General features: G+C 72.9%; 14 protein-coding genes. 4 read left to right on the top strand and 10 right to left on the bottom strand.

Annotated elements, in window-relative coordinates; all coding sequences use genetic code 11:
- Window positions 1-127 precede the first annotated feature (127 nt).
- Window positions 128-547, top strand: coding sequence for an I66 family serine proteinase inhibitor (locus ACFVVA_RS35495; RefSeq protein WP_387694837.1), 420 nt, complete (start codon window positions 128-130; stop codon window positions 545-547).
- A gap of 42 nt (window positions 548-589) precedes the next feature.
- Here ACFVVA_RS35495 and ACFVVA_RS35490 read toward each other — a convergent pair whose 3' ends face one another.
- Both ACFVVA_RS35490 and ACFVVA_RS35485 read right to left on the bottom strand, forming a co-directional pair.
- Complete coding sequence (locus ACFVVA_RS35490) at window positions 590-1,093, bottom strand: DUF3592 domain-containing protein (protein ID WP_387694836.1); 504 nt, start codon at window positions 1,091-1,093, stop codon at window positions 590-592.
- 99 nt (window positions 1,094-1,192) lie between these two features.
- Window positions 1,193-1,858 carry an MOSC domain-containing protein gene (locus tag ACFVVA_RS35485; protein ID WP_387694835.1) on the bottom strand — a complete coding sequence of 222 codons (666 nt, stop codon included), beginning with the start codon at window positions 1,856-1,858 and terminating at the stop codon, window positions 1,193-1,195.
- Window positions 1,859-2,017: 159 nt separating this feature from the next.
- Between ACFVVA_RS35485 and ACFVVA_RS35480 the strand changes: the two genes are divergently transcribed.
- Window positions 2,018-2,797, top strand: coding sequence for a VOC family protein (locus ACFVVA_RS35480; protein ID WP_387694834.1), 780 nt, complete (start codon window positions 2,018-2,020; stop codon window positions 2,795-2,797).
- 107 nt (window positions 2,798-2,904) lie between these two features.
- Here ACFVVA_RS35480 and ACFVVA_RS35475 read toward each other — a convergent pair whose 3' ends face one another.
- Genes ACFVVA_RS35475 through ACFVVA_RS35465 form a run of 3 tightly spaced genes read right to left on the bottom strand, consistent with a single transcriptional unit; the run spans window position 2,905 to window position 7,278 of the window.
- On the bottom strand, window positions 2,905-3,534 hold the full coding sequence (locus ACFVVA_RS35475; protein WP_387694833.1) for a dienelactone hydrolase family protein: 630 nt from the start codon (window positions 3,532-3,534) through the stop codon (window positions 2,905-2,907).
- Between the two features lie 25 nt (window positions 3,535-3,559).
- On the bottom strand, window positions 3,560-4,459 hold the full coding sequence (locus ACFVVA_RS35470) for an ABC transporter permease (protein WP_387694848.1): 900 nt from the start codon (window positions 4,457-4,459) through the stop codon (window positions 3,560-3,562).
- A gap of 47 nt (window positions 4,460-4,506) precedes the next feature.
- Window positions 4,507-7,278, bottom strand: coding sequence for an alpha/beta fold hydrolase (locus ACFVVA_RS35465; protein ID WP_387694832.1), 2,772 nt, complete (start codon window positions 7,276-7,278; stop codon window positions 4,507-4,509).
- Window positions 7,279-7,375: 97 nt separating this feature from the next.
- On the opposite strand from ACFVVA_RS35465, the gene ACFVVA_RS35460 reads away from it, so the two are divergent.
- Window positions 7,376-8,395, top strand: coding sequence for a mechanosensitive ion channel family protein (locus ACFVVA_RS35460; RefSeq protein WP_387694831.1), 1,020 nt, complete (start codon window positions 7,376-7,378; stop codon window positions 8,393-8,395).
- Between the two features lie 174 nt (window positions 8,396-8,569).
- Here the strand turns inward: ACFVVA_RS35460 and ACFVVA_RS35455 are convergent, their stop codons facing one another.
- The 4 genes from ACFVVA_RS35455 to ACFVVA_RS35440 all read right to left on the bottom strand — a co-directional run bounded on the left by ACFVVA_RS35455 (window position 8,570) and on the right by ACFVVA_RS35440 (window position 11,308).
- Complete coding sequence (locus ACFVVA_RS35455) at window positions 8,570-9,034, bottom strand: GNAT family N-acetyltransferase (RefSeq protein WP_387694830.1); 465 nt, start codon at window positions 9,032-9,034, stop codon at window positions 8,570-8,572.
- Window position 9,035: 1 nt separating this feature from the next.
- Window positions 9,036-9,974 (bottom strand): RluA family pseudouridine synthase, encoded by a 939-nt coding sequence (locus ACFVVA_RS35450; protein WP_387694829.1) that lies wholly within the window; start codon window positions 9,972-9,974, stop codon window positions 9,036-9,038.
- A 53-nt stretch (window positions 9,975-10,027) separates the two neighbouring features.
- A complete protein-coding gene (lspA, locus tag ACFVVA_RS35445; protein ID WP_387694847.1) occupies window positions 10,028-10,678 on the bottom strand; it encodes a signal peptidase II in 651 nt (216 codons plus the stop codon).
- 165 nt (window positions 10,679-10,843) lie between these two features.
- Complete coding sequence (locus ACFVVA_RS35440; protein WP_387694828.1) at window positions 10,844-11,308, bottom strand: TraR/DksA family transcriptional regulator; 465 nt, start codon at window positions 11,306-11,308, stop codon at window positions 10,844-10,846.
- 660 nt (window positions 11,309-11,968) lie between these two features.
- On the opposite strand from ACFVVA_RS35440, the gene ileS reads away from it, so the two are divergent.
- On the top strand, window positions 11,969-15,100 hold the full coding sequence (gene ileS, locus ACFVVA_RS35435; protein ID WP_359908368.1) for an isoleucine--tRNA ligase: 3,132 nt from the start codon (window positions 11,969-11,971) through the stop codon (window positions 15,098-15,100).
- 144 nt (window positions 15,101-15,244) lie between these two features.
- Here ileS and ACFVVA_RS35430 read toward each other — a convergent pair whose 3' ends face one another.
- Window positions 15,245-16,594 carry a DivIVA domain-containing protein gene (locus ACFVVA_RS35430; protein WP_387694827.1) on the bottom strand — a complete coding sequence of 450 codons (1,350 nt, stop codon included), beginning with the start codon at window positions 16,592-16,594 and terminating at the stop codon, window positions 15,245-15,247.
- Window positions 16,595-16,597 lie beyond the last annotated feature (3 nt).

Genomic DNA, 16,597 nt, shown 5'->3' with positions numbered 1-16,597 from the left:
CGTGCCGCAGCCCCCGGCGAGGGGCGTAGCTCGTTCAGGTGACGGCACGCCGAGGCCCCTGCCCCGGATTCCTCCGAGCACGTACAACAGTCCTGCATCTCGCCCGAACCGCGGAGGAATGACAACCATGGCCCAGTTGGAGTCCGGCCTCTACACCATCCAGCACGGCGACGCCAGGATCGGCCGAGCCCGTCACGAAGCCCTGGACCTCTCCCCCAAAGCCGTCTTCGCCAACACCGACGACCAGGACGCCGTCTGGGTCGTCGAGGCCTACCCCGACAACCGCTACCGGCTCTACGCCAAGGGCGCCCCGACCGCCGTGGAGGACCTTGCGCCCGCCGGCCCGCTGGTCTCCCTCCTCCTCGACCAGGGCGACGCCCCGGAGTGGGAGCTGATCCCCGTCGACGGCGTCCCGGACACCTACCGGATCAAGTCCCCCCAGGGCTCCTCGTGGACCGTCCTCGAACCCGGCCGGCAGAGCAGGATCGAGGTCATCCCCGTCCTCGAAGGCTCCACCGCCTTCACCTTCGAGAAGCTCGACGTCTGATCCCCCGAGCCGCGCCCCTCGCCCGCTCCGGGTGAGGGGGCGTCACGTCGCCCCGGGCCGGCTGCCCGCCCGGGTGAACCGGCGGTACGCGAGACGGACCGCGAGGCCCAGCAGGACCATGACGACCGACGCGACCAGTGCGACCACATCGAGCACGTTCCGGCCCAGCGAGTTCCAGAAGCCGATGCTCGAAGCGAGCGCGGCGGTGTCGGTGTGCCGGGGGTCGTACACCACCGTCACGGTGTCACGGGCCTTGACGCTGCCGGTGACGTAGGCGAGTCGGGTCTCGACGGACGCCCCCTCGGACGTCGTGAACCGCACCCGGCACTCGGAGTTGCCCGCCGGGTTGTCCTGCGGCCCGCTCACCTCCACGCACTCGGTGACGACCGCCGGGACGTGGACGCCGCGACTGCGCAGAGCCGATGTCACCCCCATGTCGTGCGGTATCAGGTAGACCAGGCTGAGGACGAACAGCAGGACCCCCAGGCCGATCATCGCGAGCGAACCGTTCCGCACGGTCCGGCCGTGGTCCGGCGCGTTCTCCATCGATCCCCCCGGTGTCAGCCCAGCTGCCCATGTGCGCCCACGCCAGCCGCGTCCGCCGACACCGGCGTCGCCCTGCGGACGCGAGTCGGAGGACATGTCCTAGACCCGGACCCGGCGGCGCACCAGCTCCTTGATCTCCTCCGGGAACGCCTCCACCGCCAACAGGCCCGGCAGCAGCTCCGGTTCGGTCGTCACCGCGCGGAACGACCGGGCCACCGTGACGTCGTGGTCCGGACGGTGCACCACCTCCACGGCGTCCCCGGCGCGCAGCTCGCCCGGTGCGACCACCCGCAGGTAGGCGCCCGGCAGGGCCGCCTCGGTGAAGCGCCGGATCCAGCCCTCCCTCGCCAGCCAGCCCTGGAAGGTGCCGCAGGGGATGCGCGCGCAGGACACCTCCAGGACGACGTCCGGGCCGATCCGCCAGCGTTCCCCGATCAGCGCGTCGTTCACGTCCAGGCCCGTGGTGGTCAGGTTCTCGCCGAAGGAGCCGTTGGCCAGTTCCCGGCCCAGCTCCGTCTGCCAGCCGTCCAGGTCCTCCCGGGCGTAGGCGTACACCGCCTGGTCGTCGCCGCCGTGGTGCTTCACGTCGTACACCCGGTCCCCGGCCAGGGCGACCGCGCCCGTGCCCCGGGGGCCCGGTGCGGCCACCGCGACCGGGCCGTCCACCGGGCGCTTGTCGATGCCGGTGAGCCCGAGGTCCTTCTTCCACGGGTTCGGCCGGGGCCTGCCGACGTTGACGGAGAGCAGTCGCGCCTGTACGTCCATACGTCGACCGTACGCCGAACGGACGCACCTGTACGGCCATCGGGGATCTCTCCGCCCTGGCCCCGCCCGGGCCGGCGGCCGCGGCGGTGTGTCGAGTGGCGAACCACGGTGCACGAGGAGATGGTGACCGGCAGGGACCCCTCACCAGAAAGGGCGATCATGCCCGAAGTCACCACCCCGTACGCGACCGGCACCCCGTGTTGGGTCGACCTGATGGCCAAGGACCAGCAGGCCGCACTGGACTTCTACCGCGACCTCCTGGGCTGGCAGGGTCAGCCCGGCCCGGCCGAGTTCGGCGGCTACGCCGTCTGCACGCTCGACGGCAAGGCCGCGGCCGGCATCGGCCCGGCATCGGCCCCCGAGGGGATGCCGGAGCCGCCGACCGTCTGGACCAGCTACCTGGCCAGCACCGACGCCCAGGCCACCCAGGACGCGATCGTCGCCGCCGGCGGCACCCTGATCGTCCCGGTCATGGACGTCGGCGACCTGGGCCGGATGCTGATCGCCGCCGACCCGCAGGGCGCGGTGTTCGGCGTCTGGCAGCCGGGCGAGTTCTTCGGCGCCCAGGTCGTCAACGAGCCCGGCGCGCTGACCTGGAACGAGCTGCACACCAACGACATCCCGGCCGCCACCGCCTTCTACGGCGAGGCGTTCGGCATCGAGATCGAGCCGATGCCGGGCGTGGACTCGTACTGGGTGCTGCAGGTCGGCGGCAAGGCGGTGGGCGGCGCCACCCTGCTCGCCAACGACCCGCCCGGCACCCCGCCCCACTGGCTGACCTACTTCGCGGTCGACGACGTCGACTCCACCGTGGACGCCCTGGTCAAGCGCAACGGCACCGTCCTGGCTCCGCCCTTCGACATGGTGGCCGGCCGGATGACCGTCGTCGCCGACCCGCAGGGCGCCCCCTTCGCGATGATCAAGCCCAAGCCGGCCTGACCCCGCCCGCCTCCGCCCCGCCCGCCCGGACCTCCGTCCGGGCGGGCGGGTCCGTGCTCCGACCCTCCGACCCTCCGGCCCTCCGACCCTCCGTCAGCCGTCAGCCGTCAGCCGTCCAGCTCCGCGAGGAAGTCCAGCGACGCCGCCCAGGCCCGCTCGGCCGCCTCCTCGTCGTAGTCCGGCAGCTCCGGGTCGGTGAACAGGTGCCCGGCGCCCCGGTAGCGGTGCACCTCCACCTCGGCCCCGGCCCGCCGCATCCGCAGGTACCAGGCGTTCAGCCAGTCCTCCGGCTCGAACGGGTCCGGCTCCGCGATGTGCAGCTGCACCGGGATCTCGGTGGCCGCGTCCTCCCGCAGGTCCGAGGTGCCGTGCAGGAGCAGCAGCCCGCGGGCCTTCTCGTCGGCCAGTGCCAGGTTCTGCGCCACCGCGCCGCCGAGCGAGAAGCCGGCGTACACCAGCCCGCCCTCGGAGACCGGCGCGGCCGCGGTCACCGCCCGCCGCAGCAGCTCGTCACGGCCGCCGAGCTCCTCCTGGAACTCCTGCGCCTCCTCGACGGACTCGAAGGTCCGCCCGTCGAACAGGTCCGGCGTGTGCACGGTGTGCCCGGCGGCGCGCAGCCGCTCGGCGGCGGCGCGCACGGCGGGGCGCAGCCCGTAGGCGGAGTGGAAGAGGACGATCTGGGCCACGGTTTCGGGTCCTTCACCAGCGAGGTCAGCTACCCACCCATGATCCCGCATGCCCGGCCGGTGCCCCACCGCACGCCTACGACACCACGTCCTTGCGCGCGAACCCCCGGAACGCCAGCGCCAGCAGCACCGCCGCGTACGAGAGCGACAGCGAGACGCCCTGCACCATGCCGCCCCATTCCAGCTGTGGCTGCAGGGCGTCCGCCCAGGAGTACTGCCAGTGCGCCGGCAGCCACTCCCGCAGGTCGCCCAGCGCGGTGACGGCGTCCAGCACCCCGGTGATGATCGAGGCGAACACCGCGCCGCCGACGGCGCCCAGGGGCGCGTCCGTCGCGGTGGAGAGCCAGAAGGCGAGCGCCGCGATCACGGTCTCGCTCAGGAGGACGAAGGCCACCGCGATGGCGATCCGGGGCAGCGCCTGCCCGGCCGGCAGGCTGACCCCGGCGGGCAGTTCGAGGTCCCCCCAGCCGTACGCGGCGGTGCCGACGACCAGCCCGATCGCGGGCAGCATCACCACCGCCACCGCCGAGAACGCCAGGCCGACGGCGAACTTGCGGGCCAGCAGCCGGGCCCGCGGCACCGGCGCGGCCAGCAGGTAGCGCAGCGAGGACCAGCTGGCCTCGGAGGCGACGGTGTCCCCGCAGAACAGCGCGACGGGGATGACCAGCATGAAGCCGGTGCCGACGAACAGCATGGTGACCGCGAAGTTGGGGCCCGAGGCGGTGGCCAGCTCGATGAAACTGGTCCGACCCGGACGGCCCGGGGTGCCGCCGATCTGGAACGCGGCCAGGAGGACGAACGGCATGGCGGCCAGTACCCCGCCGATCACCATCGTGCGGCGCCGGCGCAGCTGCCGCATCGCCTCCACCCGCAGCGGCAGCGTCCGGCTCGCCCGGTACCCCTCGGCGTGGTCCCTCGACTCGGCACGGCCCTTCGACTCGGAACGGCCCTCGGCGCGGTCCTCGGCACGGTCCATCGACTCGGCACGGTCCTTCGACTCGGTGTGGTCCTTCGGGGCGACGCTCACGCTCCACCTCCGATCAACGACAGGAACGCGTCCTCCAGGCGGCGCTGCGGCCCGGCGCTCTCCACCGGTACCTCCAGCCGCACCAGTTCGGCCAGCAGCGCGCTGGCCGCCAGTCCGTCCAGGCGCACCAGCAGGCCGCCGTCGACGGCCTCCACCGAGCCGACCCCGGTGAGCGCGGCGACCTTCTCGACCACCGGCACCGGGTCGTACGGGCCGGCGATGCCGATCATCAGCAGCTCGCCGGCGCCCACGATGTCCCCGACCGGGCCGGCCGTGACCAGCCGCCCGCGGTCCATCACCACCAGGTCCGTACAGCTCTGCTCGACCTCGGACAGCAGGTGGCTCGACACGATCACGGTCCGCCCGTCGGCCGCGTACCGGATCATCACCTCGCGCATCTCACGGATCTGCGGCGGGTCCAGCCCGTTGGTCGGCTCGTCCAGGATCAGCAGGTCCGGCATCCCGAGCATCGCCTGCGCGATCGCCAGCCGCTGCCGCATGCCCTGCGAGTACGTCCGCACCGCGCGGTCCAGGGCCTCGCCGAGCCCGGCGATGGCCAGCGCCTCGTCGAAGCGGGCGTCGGCCTCCGGCCGTCCGGTCGCCTGCCAGTACAGCCGCAGGTTGGCCCGCCCGGTGAGGTGCGGCAGGAAGCCCGCGCCCTCCACGAACGCCCCGACCCGCGAGAGCACGGGCGCGCCGGGCCGCACCAGGTGGCCGAAGATCCGGATCTCCCCGGCGTCCGGCCGGATGAGTCCCATCAGCATCCGCAGCGTGGTGGTCTTGCCGGCACCGTTCGGCCCGAGCAGGCCGAGCACCTGTCCCTGCTCCACCCGGAAGCCCAGCTCCCGTACGGCGTAGCGGTCCTGGGCGCCCTTGTAGCGCTTGCTCAGCCCGCTGATCCGCAGCGGCACCGCGGCGAGCTCCGGGTCGAAGGCGGGCCCGGCGGCCCGGCGGCGGCGCAGCCGCGGCGCCAGCACCAGGGCCGCGGCCACCAGGACGGCGATCACCGGCAGCAGCCAGGTGCGCGAGGGCAGCGGAGCCGCCTCGGTGACCAGCTCGGCGACGGTCGGCGCGGTGAGCGCTCCGGCCGGTGCCACCCGGTAGGTGGCCGGCTCGACCGGCGAGGCGTAGGCGAGGTCGGTGGCGGCCAGTACCAGTCGCACCCGGTGCCCGGCGGGGAAGGTGTGGTCCACGGTCGGCAGCGCGACCGTGACGGTCTGCCCGGCGTCCGCGCCGGTGACCCGCAGCGGGGCGGCGAGCTGCTGCGGCAGCACCGCCTTGCCGTCCGGCCCGACGTCGTACAGCTTCGCGAACAGGACCGCGTCCGGCCGGTCCGCCGTCACCCGTACCGGCACGGTCGGCTGCCCGGTCAGGTGCAGCGGCGAGTCCAGCGGCGCCGAGTCGAAGGCGGCGTTCTGCCCGGGGAAGTCCAGTGAGAGCCCGGCGCCCAGCGAGGCCGCCTGGCTGAGTGCGCCGATGCCCGGCAGGGTCGAGATCCCGGGCGGCGCACCGCCGGGAGGGTTGGCGAGGGTCTGCTCGCCGCCCGTCAGCTCGACGGTGCGCGAGCCGGTTCCGCCCAGCCCCGGGTACCGGTCGGCGGTGGCTCCGCGCAGCACGGCCTGGAAGCCGGTCGAGTCGACCCCGCCGGTGCGGGTGACCCGGAAGGCGGCGCCGGTGTCGTTGCCGTCCCCCTTCAGGTAGTGGTCGAACCAGGCCGTCACCCGGTCGTCGACCCGCGCGCTGGTGTCCGTCCCGCCGTCGTGGCCGCCGGCGAACCAGTCCACCGCGACCGGCGCGCCGTTGGCGGCCACCGCCTTGGCGATGTGGTCGCCCTGGTCCAGCGGGAACAGCGAGTCCTGCTGCCCCTGCACCACCAGCGTGGGCGCCTTGAGCTGCGCCGCCACCGAGGACGGGCTGGAGCGCTCCAGCAGCGCGACGGCCTCCGGATCGGCGTGCCCGGCGGTGGCGACCCGGTCGTACATCTGGCAGAGCGAGTCGAGGAACCTCCCGCAGCCGACCGGCCCGTCCGCCGTCGGCTTCGGCCCGCCGCCCTCCCGCGGCGCCCCGCCGGAGGGCCCGAGGTCCCCGGCCGAGCCGGTGGTGAAGAAGATCCCGGCCCACAGCTTCTTGAACACGCCGTCCGCCGCGCCCGAGCCCTGGACGCCCTGCGGGAACAGCGCGTCGGCCAGGTTCCACCAGGTGATCTGGGTGGCGACGGCGTCGATCCGGTGGTCGTAGGCGGAGGCCAGCAGCGAGACCGCACCGCCGTACGAGGCGCCGGTGATGCCGACCTTCGGGTCGCCGGCGGCGTCCAGCTGCACCTCGGGCCGCTGGGCCAGCCAGTCCACCAGGTGCTTGACGTCCTCGACCTCGCGGTCCGGCGCGTTCAGCCCGATCCTGCCGCCCGAGTGGCCGAAGCCGCGCGCCGACCAGGTCAGTACCGCGTACCCCTGCCGGGCCAGCTGCTCGGCGCGCTCGCGTTCGCCCTCCTTGGAACCGCCGAAGCCGTGCGCCAGGAGCACCGCCGGGCGCGGACCGCCGCCGGTGGTGAAGAAGGAGGTGTCCAGCTGGACCTGCTGGGTGCTGCCGGGTGTCTCCGGCATGCTGAGGAAACGGTCCTCCTGGTGGACCGCCCGCTCACCGCCGGACGCCACCGTCGCGGTGCCGGCCGCGGCCACCGCCACCAGGGCCACCGCCCCGGCCAGCAGCCTGCGTCCGACCGTTGTTCCCCGGGCGCGCCAGCGACGCCATGCCCCACCGAACTCCATGGGCGCTGATCGTATCCGCCGTCCGGGTAGGTGTCCGATAAAGCCGCCACACCATTTCGCCCGGTTCGCCCCACCGTGCCCGAGTATCGTACGGCGCATGCCCTGGCCGCTGATCTCGCTGCTCGCCACCGTCGCCGCCACCCTGGCGATCGGCTGGATCGTCGACCAGGCCCTCCAGCGGATCGCCGCCCGCAACCCCTCGGCACCGGTCTGGCCGCTGCTGCGCCGCTGCCGGATCCCGCTCCAGCTCTCCGTCGTGTCGGCCCTGCTGCTCGCGGCCAGACCGCTCCAGCGGATCTTCCACCTGAAGGGCGACGCCGGCGCCCAGCACCTGCTCCTGCTGTTCCTGCTCGCCTCGCTGGGCTGGCTCACCGTCCGCGTGGTGGCCGCCCTCCTGGAGGCGCTGCTCAGCCGCTACGAGGCCCGCGTCGACGACCCGGCCCGGGTCCAGCGGGTGCGCACCCAGATCGGCATGCTCCGCCGGGTGGCCGGCGCGCTGATCGTCGTGGTCACGGTGGCCGTGATGCTGCTGACCTTCTCCGCCATGCGCACCGTCGGCGCCAGCCTGCTCGCCTCGGCGGGCGTCATCGGCATCGTGGCCGGCATCGCCGCCCAGAGCACCCTGGGCAACTTCTTCGCCGGCCTCCAGATCGCCTTCAGCGACACCGTCCGGATCGGCGACACCGTGGTGGTGGACGGCCAGCAGGGCACCGTCGAGGAGATCACCCTCACCTACCTGGTGGTCCGGCTCTGGGACTACCGCCGGCTGGTCGTCCCGGTCTCCTACTTCGTCAACAAGCCCTTCGAGAACTGGACCCGCCGCGACCCCGGCCTGCTCGCCGCCGTGCTGCTCCACCTGGACCACACCACCCCGATGGAGGAACTGCGCGCCGTCCTGCGCGCCCGCCTGGACCGGCACCCGCTGTGGGACGGCGACGAGTGGGCCCTGCACGTCACCGACACCACGCCCAGCACCATCGTCGTCCGCGCCACCATGACGGCCCGCACCCCGGACGACGCCGCCCGGCTCCGCTTCGACATCCGCGAACAGCTCATCGCCCACCTGCGCGACGAGCACCCCCACGCCCTCCCCCGCCTGCGCACCACCGAAGGCTGAGCCGCGCCCGCGACCGCGCCGGAAGCAGCCACCCCCACCACCCCGCCCCGCCCCGCCCCGAAAGCACGAGTTCCCCGCACCCCGACCGGGGCACGGGGAACCGCGCGAAGCGAAGGGCGACCGGCGGGAACCCGCCCCCGGAGGTGCGGCGCCGTCCGCCCGGAACGCCTACGGCTACAGCATCCGCGTCATCGTCCGGTGCGGGATGCCCGCGGAGTCGTACACGGGCCCCTCGGCCACGTACCCCAGCCGCTCGTAGAACCCGAGCGCCCGCACCTGCGCGTGCAGCTCGACCTCCACGGCGCCGCGCTCGACTCCCGCGGCCTCGACCGCCCGTACGAGCACCGCCCCGAGGCCCGTCCCCCGGGCCGCCGCGACGACCGCGAGCCGCCCGAGCAGCACGCGTCCCTCGACACCGCCGGTGAGCTCGCGCGCCTGCTCCCCGAAGATCAGCCGCGCCGTCCCCAGCGCGGCCCCGTCGGCCCCGAGGGCCAGCAGGTGCACCGAGGTCGCGTCGTACTCGTCGTACTCCAGTTCCTCCGGCACGTTCTGCTCGACGACGAAGACCTCGCGCCGGACGGCCCGCACGAGCTCCAGGTCCGCCTCCCCATCGGCGATCCGGACGGTGGCAGCCGCCACCTCAGCTCTCCGCCGCGATGATGTCCAGCGACTTCCTGAGGTCCTCCGGGTACTCGCTGGAGAACTCGACCCACTGCCCGTCCGCCGGGTGCTCGAAGCCGAGCGACACCGCGTGCAGCCACTGCCGGGTCAGGCCCAGCCGCTTGGCCAGCGTCGGGTCGGCGCCGTACGTCAGGTCGCCCACGCAGGGGTGCCGCAGCGCGGACATGTGGACGCGGATCTGGTGGGTGCGCCCGGTCTCCAGCTTGATCGCCAGCAGCGACGCGGCCCGGTACGCCTCGATCAGGTCGTAGTGGGTGACGGACGGCTTGCCGTCCCGGGTGACGGCCCACTTCCAGTCCGAGCTGGGGTGCCGGCCGATCGGCGCGTCCACCGTCCCGCTCATCGGGTCCGGGTGGCCCTGCACCAGGGTGTGGTAGCGCTTCTCGGTGATCCGGTCGTGGAACTGCCGCTTGAGGTCGGTGTAGGCGCGCTCGGACTTGGCGACCACCATCAGCCCGGAGGTGCCGACGTCCAGCCGGTGCACGATGCCCTGGCGCTCGGCGGCGCCCGAGGTGGAGATCCGGTACCCGGCCGCGGCCAGCCCGCCGATCACGGTGGGGCCGGTCCAGCCCGGGCTGGGGTGCGCGGCGACGCCGACCGGCTTGTCGACCAGCACGATGTCCTCGTCGTCGTGGACGATCCGCATGCCCTCGACCGCCTCGGCGACGATCCGCACGGGCGCGGCCGGGGCCGGGATCTCGACCTCCAGCCAGGAGCCGGCGGTCACCCGGTCCGACTTGCCGGCCGCGGCGCCGTCGAGCATCACCTTGCCGTCGGCGGCCAGCTCGGCGGCCTTGGTCCGGGAGAAGCCGAACATCCGGGCCAGGGCGGCGTCGAGGCGCTCGCCCTCCAGGCCGTCGGGAACGGGGAGGCTGCGGATCTGCGCTGCGGTACTCACCCGTACGAGTATGCCGGAACCGCGGCCCTGCCCCCGCCCGCCGGTGGCCGGGGCTACTTCTCGGCCTGCTCCGTCTTCTCCGCCTTGTCGGCCTGCTGGTGGAGCGTCCCGTCCGGGTTGCTGCCCCGGAAGGAGAGCAGCACCACCAGGATTCCGCCGCAGACGATCGCCGAGTCCGCGAGGTTGAAGACCGCGAAGTGCTGGACGGAGATGAAGTCCACCACATGCCCGCGGAAGACGCCGGGCGCGCGGAACAGCCGGTCGGTGAGGTTGCCGAGCGCCCCGCCGAGCAGCAGCCCGAGCGCGATCGCCCAGGGCAGGCTGTACAGGCGGCGCGCGATCCGCCAGATCACCACGATGACGGCGGAGGCGATCATCGTGAAGACGACGGTCAGCGCCTGCCCCATCCCGAAGGCCGCGCCCGAGTTACGGATCACCTGGAAGGTGACCACGTCCCCGATCACCTTGATCGCCGCGTGGTTCTCCAGCCGGGCGACCACCAGCAGCTTGCTGCCCAGGTCGATCAGGAAGGCGAGCACCGCCACGACCAGCAGCACCCCGACCCGGCGCCGGCCCTTGGGCTTCTCGCTCCCCGCGTCGTCCACGGACGCCCCGGTCGGCTCCGCCACGGGCACCTCCACGGCATCGGCGGGGGACGGGACGGCGTCGTCCCGGGTCTGGGGGGAACCTTGCGTGCTGATGATCCGCTCCGCTGCCGATGGAGCTCCCCCGGTCCGCAGGAGGGGGAGGGTGGTGGGCCGGTGACAGCCTGCCCGCGTTCACGAACGCGTCAGGCGACGTTACTCGGGCGACGTTACGGGGTCGAGCGTACGGCAAGCCCGACCCCCCGCGTCGCTCCGGTCGCAGGGTCAGCGGCGTTCCTGCTTGGCCTTGCACTGCACGCAGAGCGTCGCCCTGGGGAAGGCCTGCATCCGGGCCTTGCCGATGGCCTGCCCGCAGGACTCGCAGGTGCCGAAGCCGACGCCCTCCAGCCGACCCAGCGCGCGCTCGGTCTGGGCCAGGCTGTCCCGCGCGTTGTTGGCCAGCGCGAGCTCGCTCTCCCGCGAGATGTTCTTCGTACCGGCGTCCACCTGGTCGTCGCCGGCTCCGTCGTTGGAGTCGCGCATCAGGCCGGAGATGGCCGCCTCGGCGGCGCCGATCTCGGTCCGGAGCCGGTCCAGGTCGCTGATCAGCTCGTCGTGCAGCTCGTGGACCTCCTCGGCGGTCCACGGGTCCTCGCCCGGCCGGACCGGCAGCGTGGCCGGGTCCACCGACTCGGCGCCGCGCGGCGCGGTGACGGTGTCGGTGCTGCTCTTCGGTGCGGTAGTGGTCACAGGCCCCTCCCCTGGGTCGACCGCCACGGCCTTGCGTGCCCGCTTGGTGGCGGTGCCCGCGCCGGTTCCCTTCTCAGCCATGGCTTTCGACCCCATCTACGAACGAATCGAGCCGCCGGTTCCCGGCGGCTTCCAGTGCCGGAACGATAATCCCGATCAAAACCGGTCACAACATGACATACCGACGCCTCATAACGTTCCCACCCAGGCAGCCGTCCCAACCGTCACGCCCCGTGCGCTCAGAGATTTGTGCCCAGATCGACTCCGGCTAACCTCCCTCGGCGAACGCCCCCGGAACGCTCCCGGAGCGCCCCCGGAGTGCTCCGGACCGCCCACCGGGAAACGGTTTGGACAAACCGGCGCGCCCGGCCGATACACTGGCCGTGCAAGGCGCAGATGGGACGAGTACCGACGTACGCAGCCACCAGCGACCCGGGGACGGTGCGAGCCCGGGGGTGTGCACGACGGGAAGATCACCCCGGAGCCGCCGGAAGAACGGCCGCCGCGATGCCGCGGTGGCCCACTAGACCCGGCAGCAAGCCCAAACAAGAGGGCCGCGAACGCAGCACCGCGGCCAAGGAGGGTGGTACCGCGGGACGGCCGGGCCGTCTCGTCCCTCCGGAGGATCCAGTCCCGCATCCACCGGAGGTAGACGCCGCGATGGCCAGCTCCTACAACCCCGTCCCCGCGCAGGTGGATCTGCCTGCCCTGGAGCACCAGATCCTGTCCTTCTGGCAGGACAACAAGATCTTCCAGCGCAGCCTGGAGCAGTCCGAGGGCCGCCCCGAGTGGGTGTTCTACGAGGGCCCGCCCACCGCCAACGGCATGCCCGGCGCCCACCACATCGAGGCCCGCGTCTTCAAGGACGTCTTCCCGCGCTTCCGGACCATGAAGGGCTACCACGTCGCCCGCAAGGCCGGCTGGGACTGCCACGGCCTGCCGGTCGAGCTCGCCGTCGAGAAGGAGCTGGGCTTCTCCGGCAAGCAGGACATCGAGGCGTACGGCATCGCCGAGTTCAACGCCAAGTGCCGCGACTCGGTGACCCGCCACACCGACGCCTTCGCCGAGCTGACCACCCGCATGGGCTACTGGGTCGACCTCGACGAGGCCTACCGGACGATGGACCCGTCGTACGTCCAGTCCGTCTGGTGGTCGCTCCAGCAGATCTTCGACAAGGGCCTGCTGGTCCAGGACCACCGGGTCGCCCCCTGGTGCCCGCGCTGCGGCACCGGCCTGTCGGACCACGAGCTGGCCCAGGGCTACGAGACCGTGGTCGACCCCTCGGTCTTCGTGCGCTTCCCGCTCACCAGCGGCCCGCTGGCCGGCCGGGCCGCCCTGCTGGTGTGGACCACCACCCCGTGGACCCTGGTCTCCAACACCGCCGCCGCCGTCCACCCGGAGGTCACCTACGTGGTGGCCACCGACGGCGAGGAGCAACTGGTCGTCGCCGAGCCGCTGGTCGCCAAGGCGCTCGGCGAGGGCTGGGAGACCACCGGCGAGTCCTTCACCGGCGCCGAGATGGAGCGCTGGGCCTACCGCCGCCCCTTCGACCTGGTCGAGATCGAGAACGCCCACTACGTCCTCAACGCCGACTACGTCACCACCGAGGACGGCACCGGCATCGTCCACCAGTCCCCCGCCTTCGGCGCGGACGACCTCGCGACCTGCCGCAAGTACGGCCTGCCGGTGGTCAACCCGGTGCTCGGCGACGGCACCTTCGCCCCCGAGGTCCCGCTGGTCGGCGGCCAGTTCTTCAAGAAGGCCGACGAGGCCCTGGTCGCGGACCTCAAGGAGCGCGGCCTGCTCTTCCGTCACCTCCCGTACGAGCACAGCTACCCGCACTGCTGGCGCTGCCACACCGCGCTGCTCTACTACGCGCAGCCGTCCTGGTACATCCGGACCACCGCCGTCAAGGACGCGATGATCCGCGAGAACGAGGCCACCAACTGGTTCCCGGACACGGTCAAGCACGGCCGCTTCGGCGACTGGCTGAACAACAACATCGACTGGGCGCTCAGCCGCAACCGCTACTGGGGCACCCCGCTGCCGATCTGGCGCTGCGAGGAGGGCCACCTCACCTGCGTCGGCTCGCTGGCCGAGCTGTCCGAGCTCACCGGCACCGACCAGAGCGGCCTCGACCCGCACCGCCCGTACATCGACGCGGTGACCTTCGCCTGCCGCGACTGCGGCGGCACCGCCACCCGCGTGCCCGAGGTCATCGACGCCTGGTACGACTCGGGCTCGATGCCCTTCGCCCAGTACGGCTACCCGTACCAGAACAAGGAGCTGTTCGAGAAGCGCTACCCGGCGCAGTTCATCTCCGAGGCGATCGACCAGACCCGCGGCTGGTTCTACACGCTGATGGCGGTCGGCACCCTGGTGTTCGACAGGAACAGCTACGAGAACGTCGTCTGCCTGGGCCACATCCTGGCCGAGGACGGCCGCAAGATGTCCAAGCACCTGGGCAACATCCTCCAGCCGATCCCGCTGATGGACCAGCACGGCGCCGACGCCGTCCGCTGGTTCATGGCGGCCGGCGGCTCGCCCTGGTCGGCCCGCCGGGTCGGCCACGGCACCATCCAGGAGGTCGTCCGCAAGACCCTCCTCACCTACTGGAACACCGTCGCCTTCCAGGCCCTGTACGCCCGCACCTCGAACTGGGCGCCCTCGGCGAACGACCCGGCCCCGGCCGACCGCCCGCAGCTGGACCGCTGGGTGCTCTCCGAGCTGAACACCCTGGTCCGCGAGGTCGACGCGGCCTACGAGGCGTACGACACCCAGCGCGCCGGCAAGCTGCTGTCGGGCTTCGTCGACGACCTGTCCAACTGGTACGTCCGCCGCGGCCGCCGCCGCTTCTGGCAGGGCGACGCCGCCGCGCTCGCCACGCTTCACGAGGCGCTGGAGACGGTCACCCGCCTGATGGCCCCGCTCACCCCGTTCATCACCGAGCGGGTCTGGCAGGACCTGGTCGTCCCGGTCGCCCCGGAGGCCCCGGCCTCGGTGCACCTGGCCACCTGGCCGGAGGCCGACGAGTCGCTGATCGACACCGAGCTCTCCCGGCACATGGCACTGGTCCGCCGCCTGGTCGAGCTGGGCCGGGCCACCCGCGCCGAGTCCGGCGTGAAGACCCGTCAGCCGCTCTCGCGCGCGCTGGTCGCCGCCCAGGGCTGGGAGGAGCTGCCGGCCGACCTGCGCGCGCAGATCGCCGAGGAGCTCAACGTCTCCACCCTGGAGTCGCTGGCCGAGGTCGGCGGTTCGCTGGTCGACACCAGCGCCAAGGCCAACTTCCGCGCGCTGGGCAAGCGTTTCGGCAAGGGCGTCCAGGACGTCGCCAAGGCGGTCGCCGCCACCGACGCCGCCCGCCTGGCCGCCGAACTGCGCGCCTCGGGCACCACCTCCGTCGAACTGAACGGTGAACCGATCACCCTCTCCCCCGACGAGGTGATCATCACCGAGACCCCGCGCGAGGGCTGGGCCGTCGCCAACGAGTCCGGCGCCACCGTCGCCCTCGACCTGGCCATCACCCCGGAGCTCAAGCGGCTCGGCATCGCCCGCGACGCCATCCGCCAGATCCAGGAGGCCCGCAAGAACTCCGGCCTGGACGTCGCCGACCGCATCGTCCTGCGCTGGCGCGCCACCTCGGAGGAGACCGCCGAGGCCATCGCCGAGCACGGCCCCCTCGTCGCCGAGGAGGTCCTCGCCACCGACTTCGCCGCCGGTGCGGCCGACTGGGACTCCGAGACCTTCGCGGACGACTCCCTCGGCCTCGCCTTCCAGCTCCGCAAGGCCTGACCCGCACCACCCCCGAACCGCCGCCCGGCTCCCCGCCGGGCGGCGGTTCCGCGTTTCCCCCGCCCCACCTACCAAAAACAAGGGCGCCCCCTCCCCGACCCGTGGGTCGGAAAGGGGGCGCCCTCAAAAGGCTCTGCTACAACCTCAGTTGTCGCCGTCCTCGTCGATCAGGAAGCCCCGCATCGGCGCCGGAGCCTGCTGCATCGGCTGCGGCGGCTGCGGTCGGACGGCCGCCATCGGCTGGGTCATCCCGGCCGGCTGCATCTGCGGCGCACCGCTGTTGCCACCGGTCGACTGCCCGCCGAAGCTCGGCGCCGGGGAGTTGCCGCCGAAGGCGCTGTTCCCGCCGAAGGACGGCGAGTTGCCACCGAAGGACGGCTGGTTGCCGCCGAAGCTCGGCGCACCGCTGCTCATCGCACCGGCACCGGCCGGGGCCATCGACGAGGCCGCCGGCGGCAGCGACGCGGTGGCGGGGATCCGCGGCGGAGCGAGCGAGTCGTCGGCCTGCGACTCCAGCTGGCGCAGCTGGGTCTCCAGGTACGACTTCAGTCGCGTGCGGTACTCACGCTCGAACGCCCGCAGGTCTTCGACCTTGCGCTCCAGCGTGGCCCGCGCCGACTCCAGCGATCCCATCGCGACGCGGTGCTTCTCCTGCGCGTCCCGCTCCAGCGCGTCGGCCTTCGCACGGGCGTCGCGCTCCAGGCCCTCGGCCCGGCTGCGCGCCTCGCCGACGATCTTGTTGGCCTCGGAACGGGCCTCGGAGATCGCCTGGTCGGCGGTCTGCTGAGCGAGCGCCAGCACACGGGCGGCACTGTCGCCGCCGGGGCCCTGCTGCTGCATCGGGCCGCCCATGGGGCCGCCCATCTGCTGCGGGCCGCCCATGGGGCCGCCCATCGGCTGCATCTGCTGCTGGCCCATGCCCTGGCCCATCGGGTTGCCCATCTGCTGCGGGCCACCGGGACCGCCCATGGGCTGCAGCATCTGACCGCCCATCGGCTGGACCAGCTGCTGCTGGCCGCCCATGGTCTGGTTCATCTGCTGCTGCTGCGGGCCGCCGGCGGGAAGCTGCGGCGCGGATCCGGCGGGCAGGCCGAGGGGCTGGTTGCCCATCTGCTGCTGCTGCTGCGGGCCGGGGCCCATCTGCTGGGGACCACCCGGGCCCATCTGCTGCGGGCCGCCGGGGCCCATCTGCTGCGGACCACCCGGACCCTGCTGGCCGGGGACCGGCGGGCCGGATATGGCGGCCGGCACCGGAGCGCCGCCCTGTCGGGGCGCGTCCTGCTGCGGCTCCTTGCGCAGGTTGGCCTGGTTCTGCGCGGCGGCACGAGTCGCGGCGGCCAGCTTGGCGCGCAGGTCCTCGTTCTCCCGGAGGAGGCGGGTCAGCTCCGCCTCGACCTCGTCGAGGAAGGCATCGACCTCGTCCTCGTCATAGCCTTCACGCAGGCGGACGGTCGTGAACTGCTTGTTCCGAACGTCCTCGGGGGTCAATGGCATCTC

The organism is Kitasatospora sp. NPDC058048 (genome assembly GCF_042885555.1).
GTDB lineage: Bacteria > Actinomycetota > Actinomycetes > Streptomycetales > Streptomycetaceae > Kitasatospora > Kitasatospora lactacystinica.
This window is presented reverse-complemented; position numbering and strand designations above follow the sequence as displayed.

Excerpts from the sequence above, each read along its gene's own strand:
- ACFVVA_RS35495 (WP_387694837.1), top strand. The coding sequence starts at position 128 with ATGGCCCAGTTGGAGTCCGGCCTCTACACCATCCAGCACGGCGACGCC.
- ACFVVA_RS35490 (WP_387694836.1), bottom strand. The coding sequence starts at position 1,093 with ATGGAGAACGCGCCGGACCACGGCCGGACCGTGCGGAACGGTTCGCTC.
- ACFVVA_RS35485 (WP_387694835.1), bottom strand. The coding sequence starts at position 1,858 with ATGGACGTACAGGCGCGACTGCTCTCCGTCAACGTCGGCAGGCCCCGG.
- ACFVVA_RS35480 (WP_387694834.1), top strand. The coding sequence starts at position 2,018 with ATGCCCGAAGTCACCACCCCGTACGCGACCGGCACCCCGTGTTGGGTC.
- ACFVVA_RS35475 (WP_387694833.1), bottom strand. The coding sequence starts at position 3,534 with ATGCGGGATCATGGGTGGGTAGCTGACCTCGCTGGTGAAGGACCCGAA.
- ACFVVA_RS35470 (WP_387694848.1), bottom strand. The coding sequence starts at position 4,459 with ATGGACCGTGCCGAGGACCGCGCCGAGGGCCGTTCCGAGTCGAAGGGC.
- ACFVVA_RS35465 (WP_387694832.1), bottom strand. The coding sequence starts at position 7,278 with ATGGAGTTCGGTGGGGCATGGCGTCGCTGGCGCGCCCGGGGAACAACG.
- ACFVVA_RS35460 (WP_387694831.1), top strand. The coding sequence starts at position 7,376 with ATGCCCTGGCCGCTGATCTCGCTGCTCGCCACCGTCGCCGCCACCCTG.
- ileS (WP_359908368.1), top strand. The coding sequence starts at position 11,969 with ATGGCCAGCTCCTACAACCCCGTCCCCGCGCAGGTGGATCTGCCTGCC.
- ACFVVA_RS35430 (WP_387694827.1), bottom strand. The coding sequence starts at position 16,594 with ATGCCATTGACCCCCGAGGACGTTCGGAACAAGCAGTTCACGACCGTC.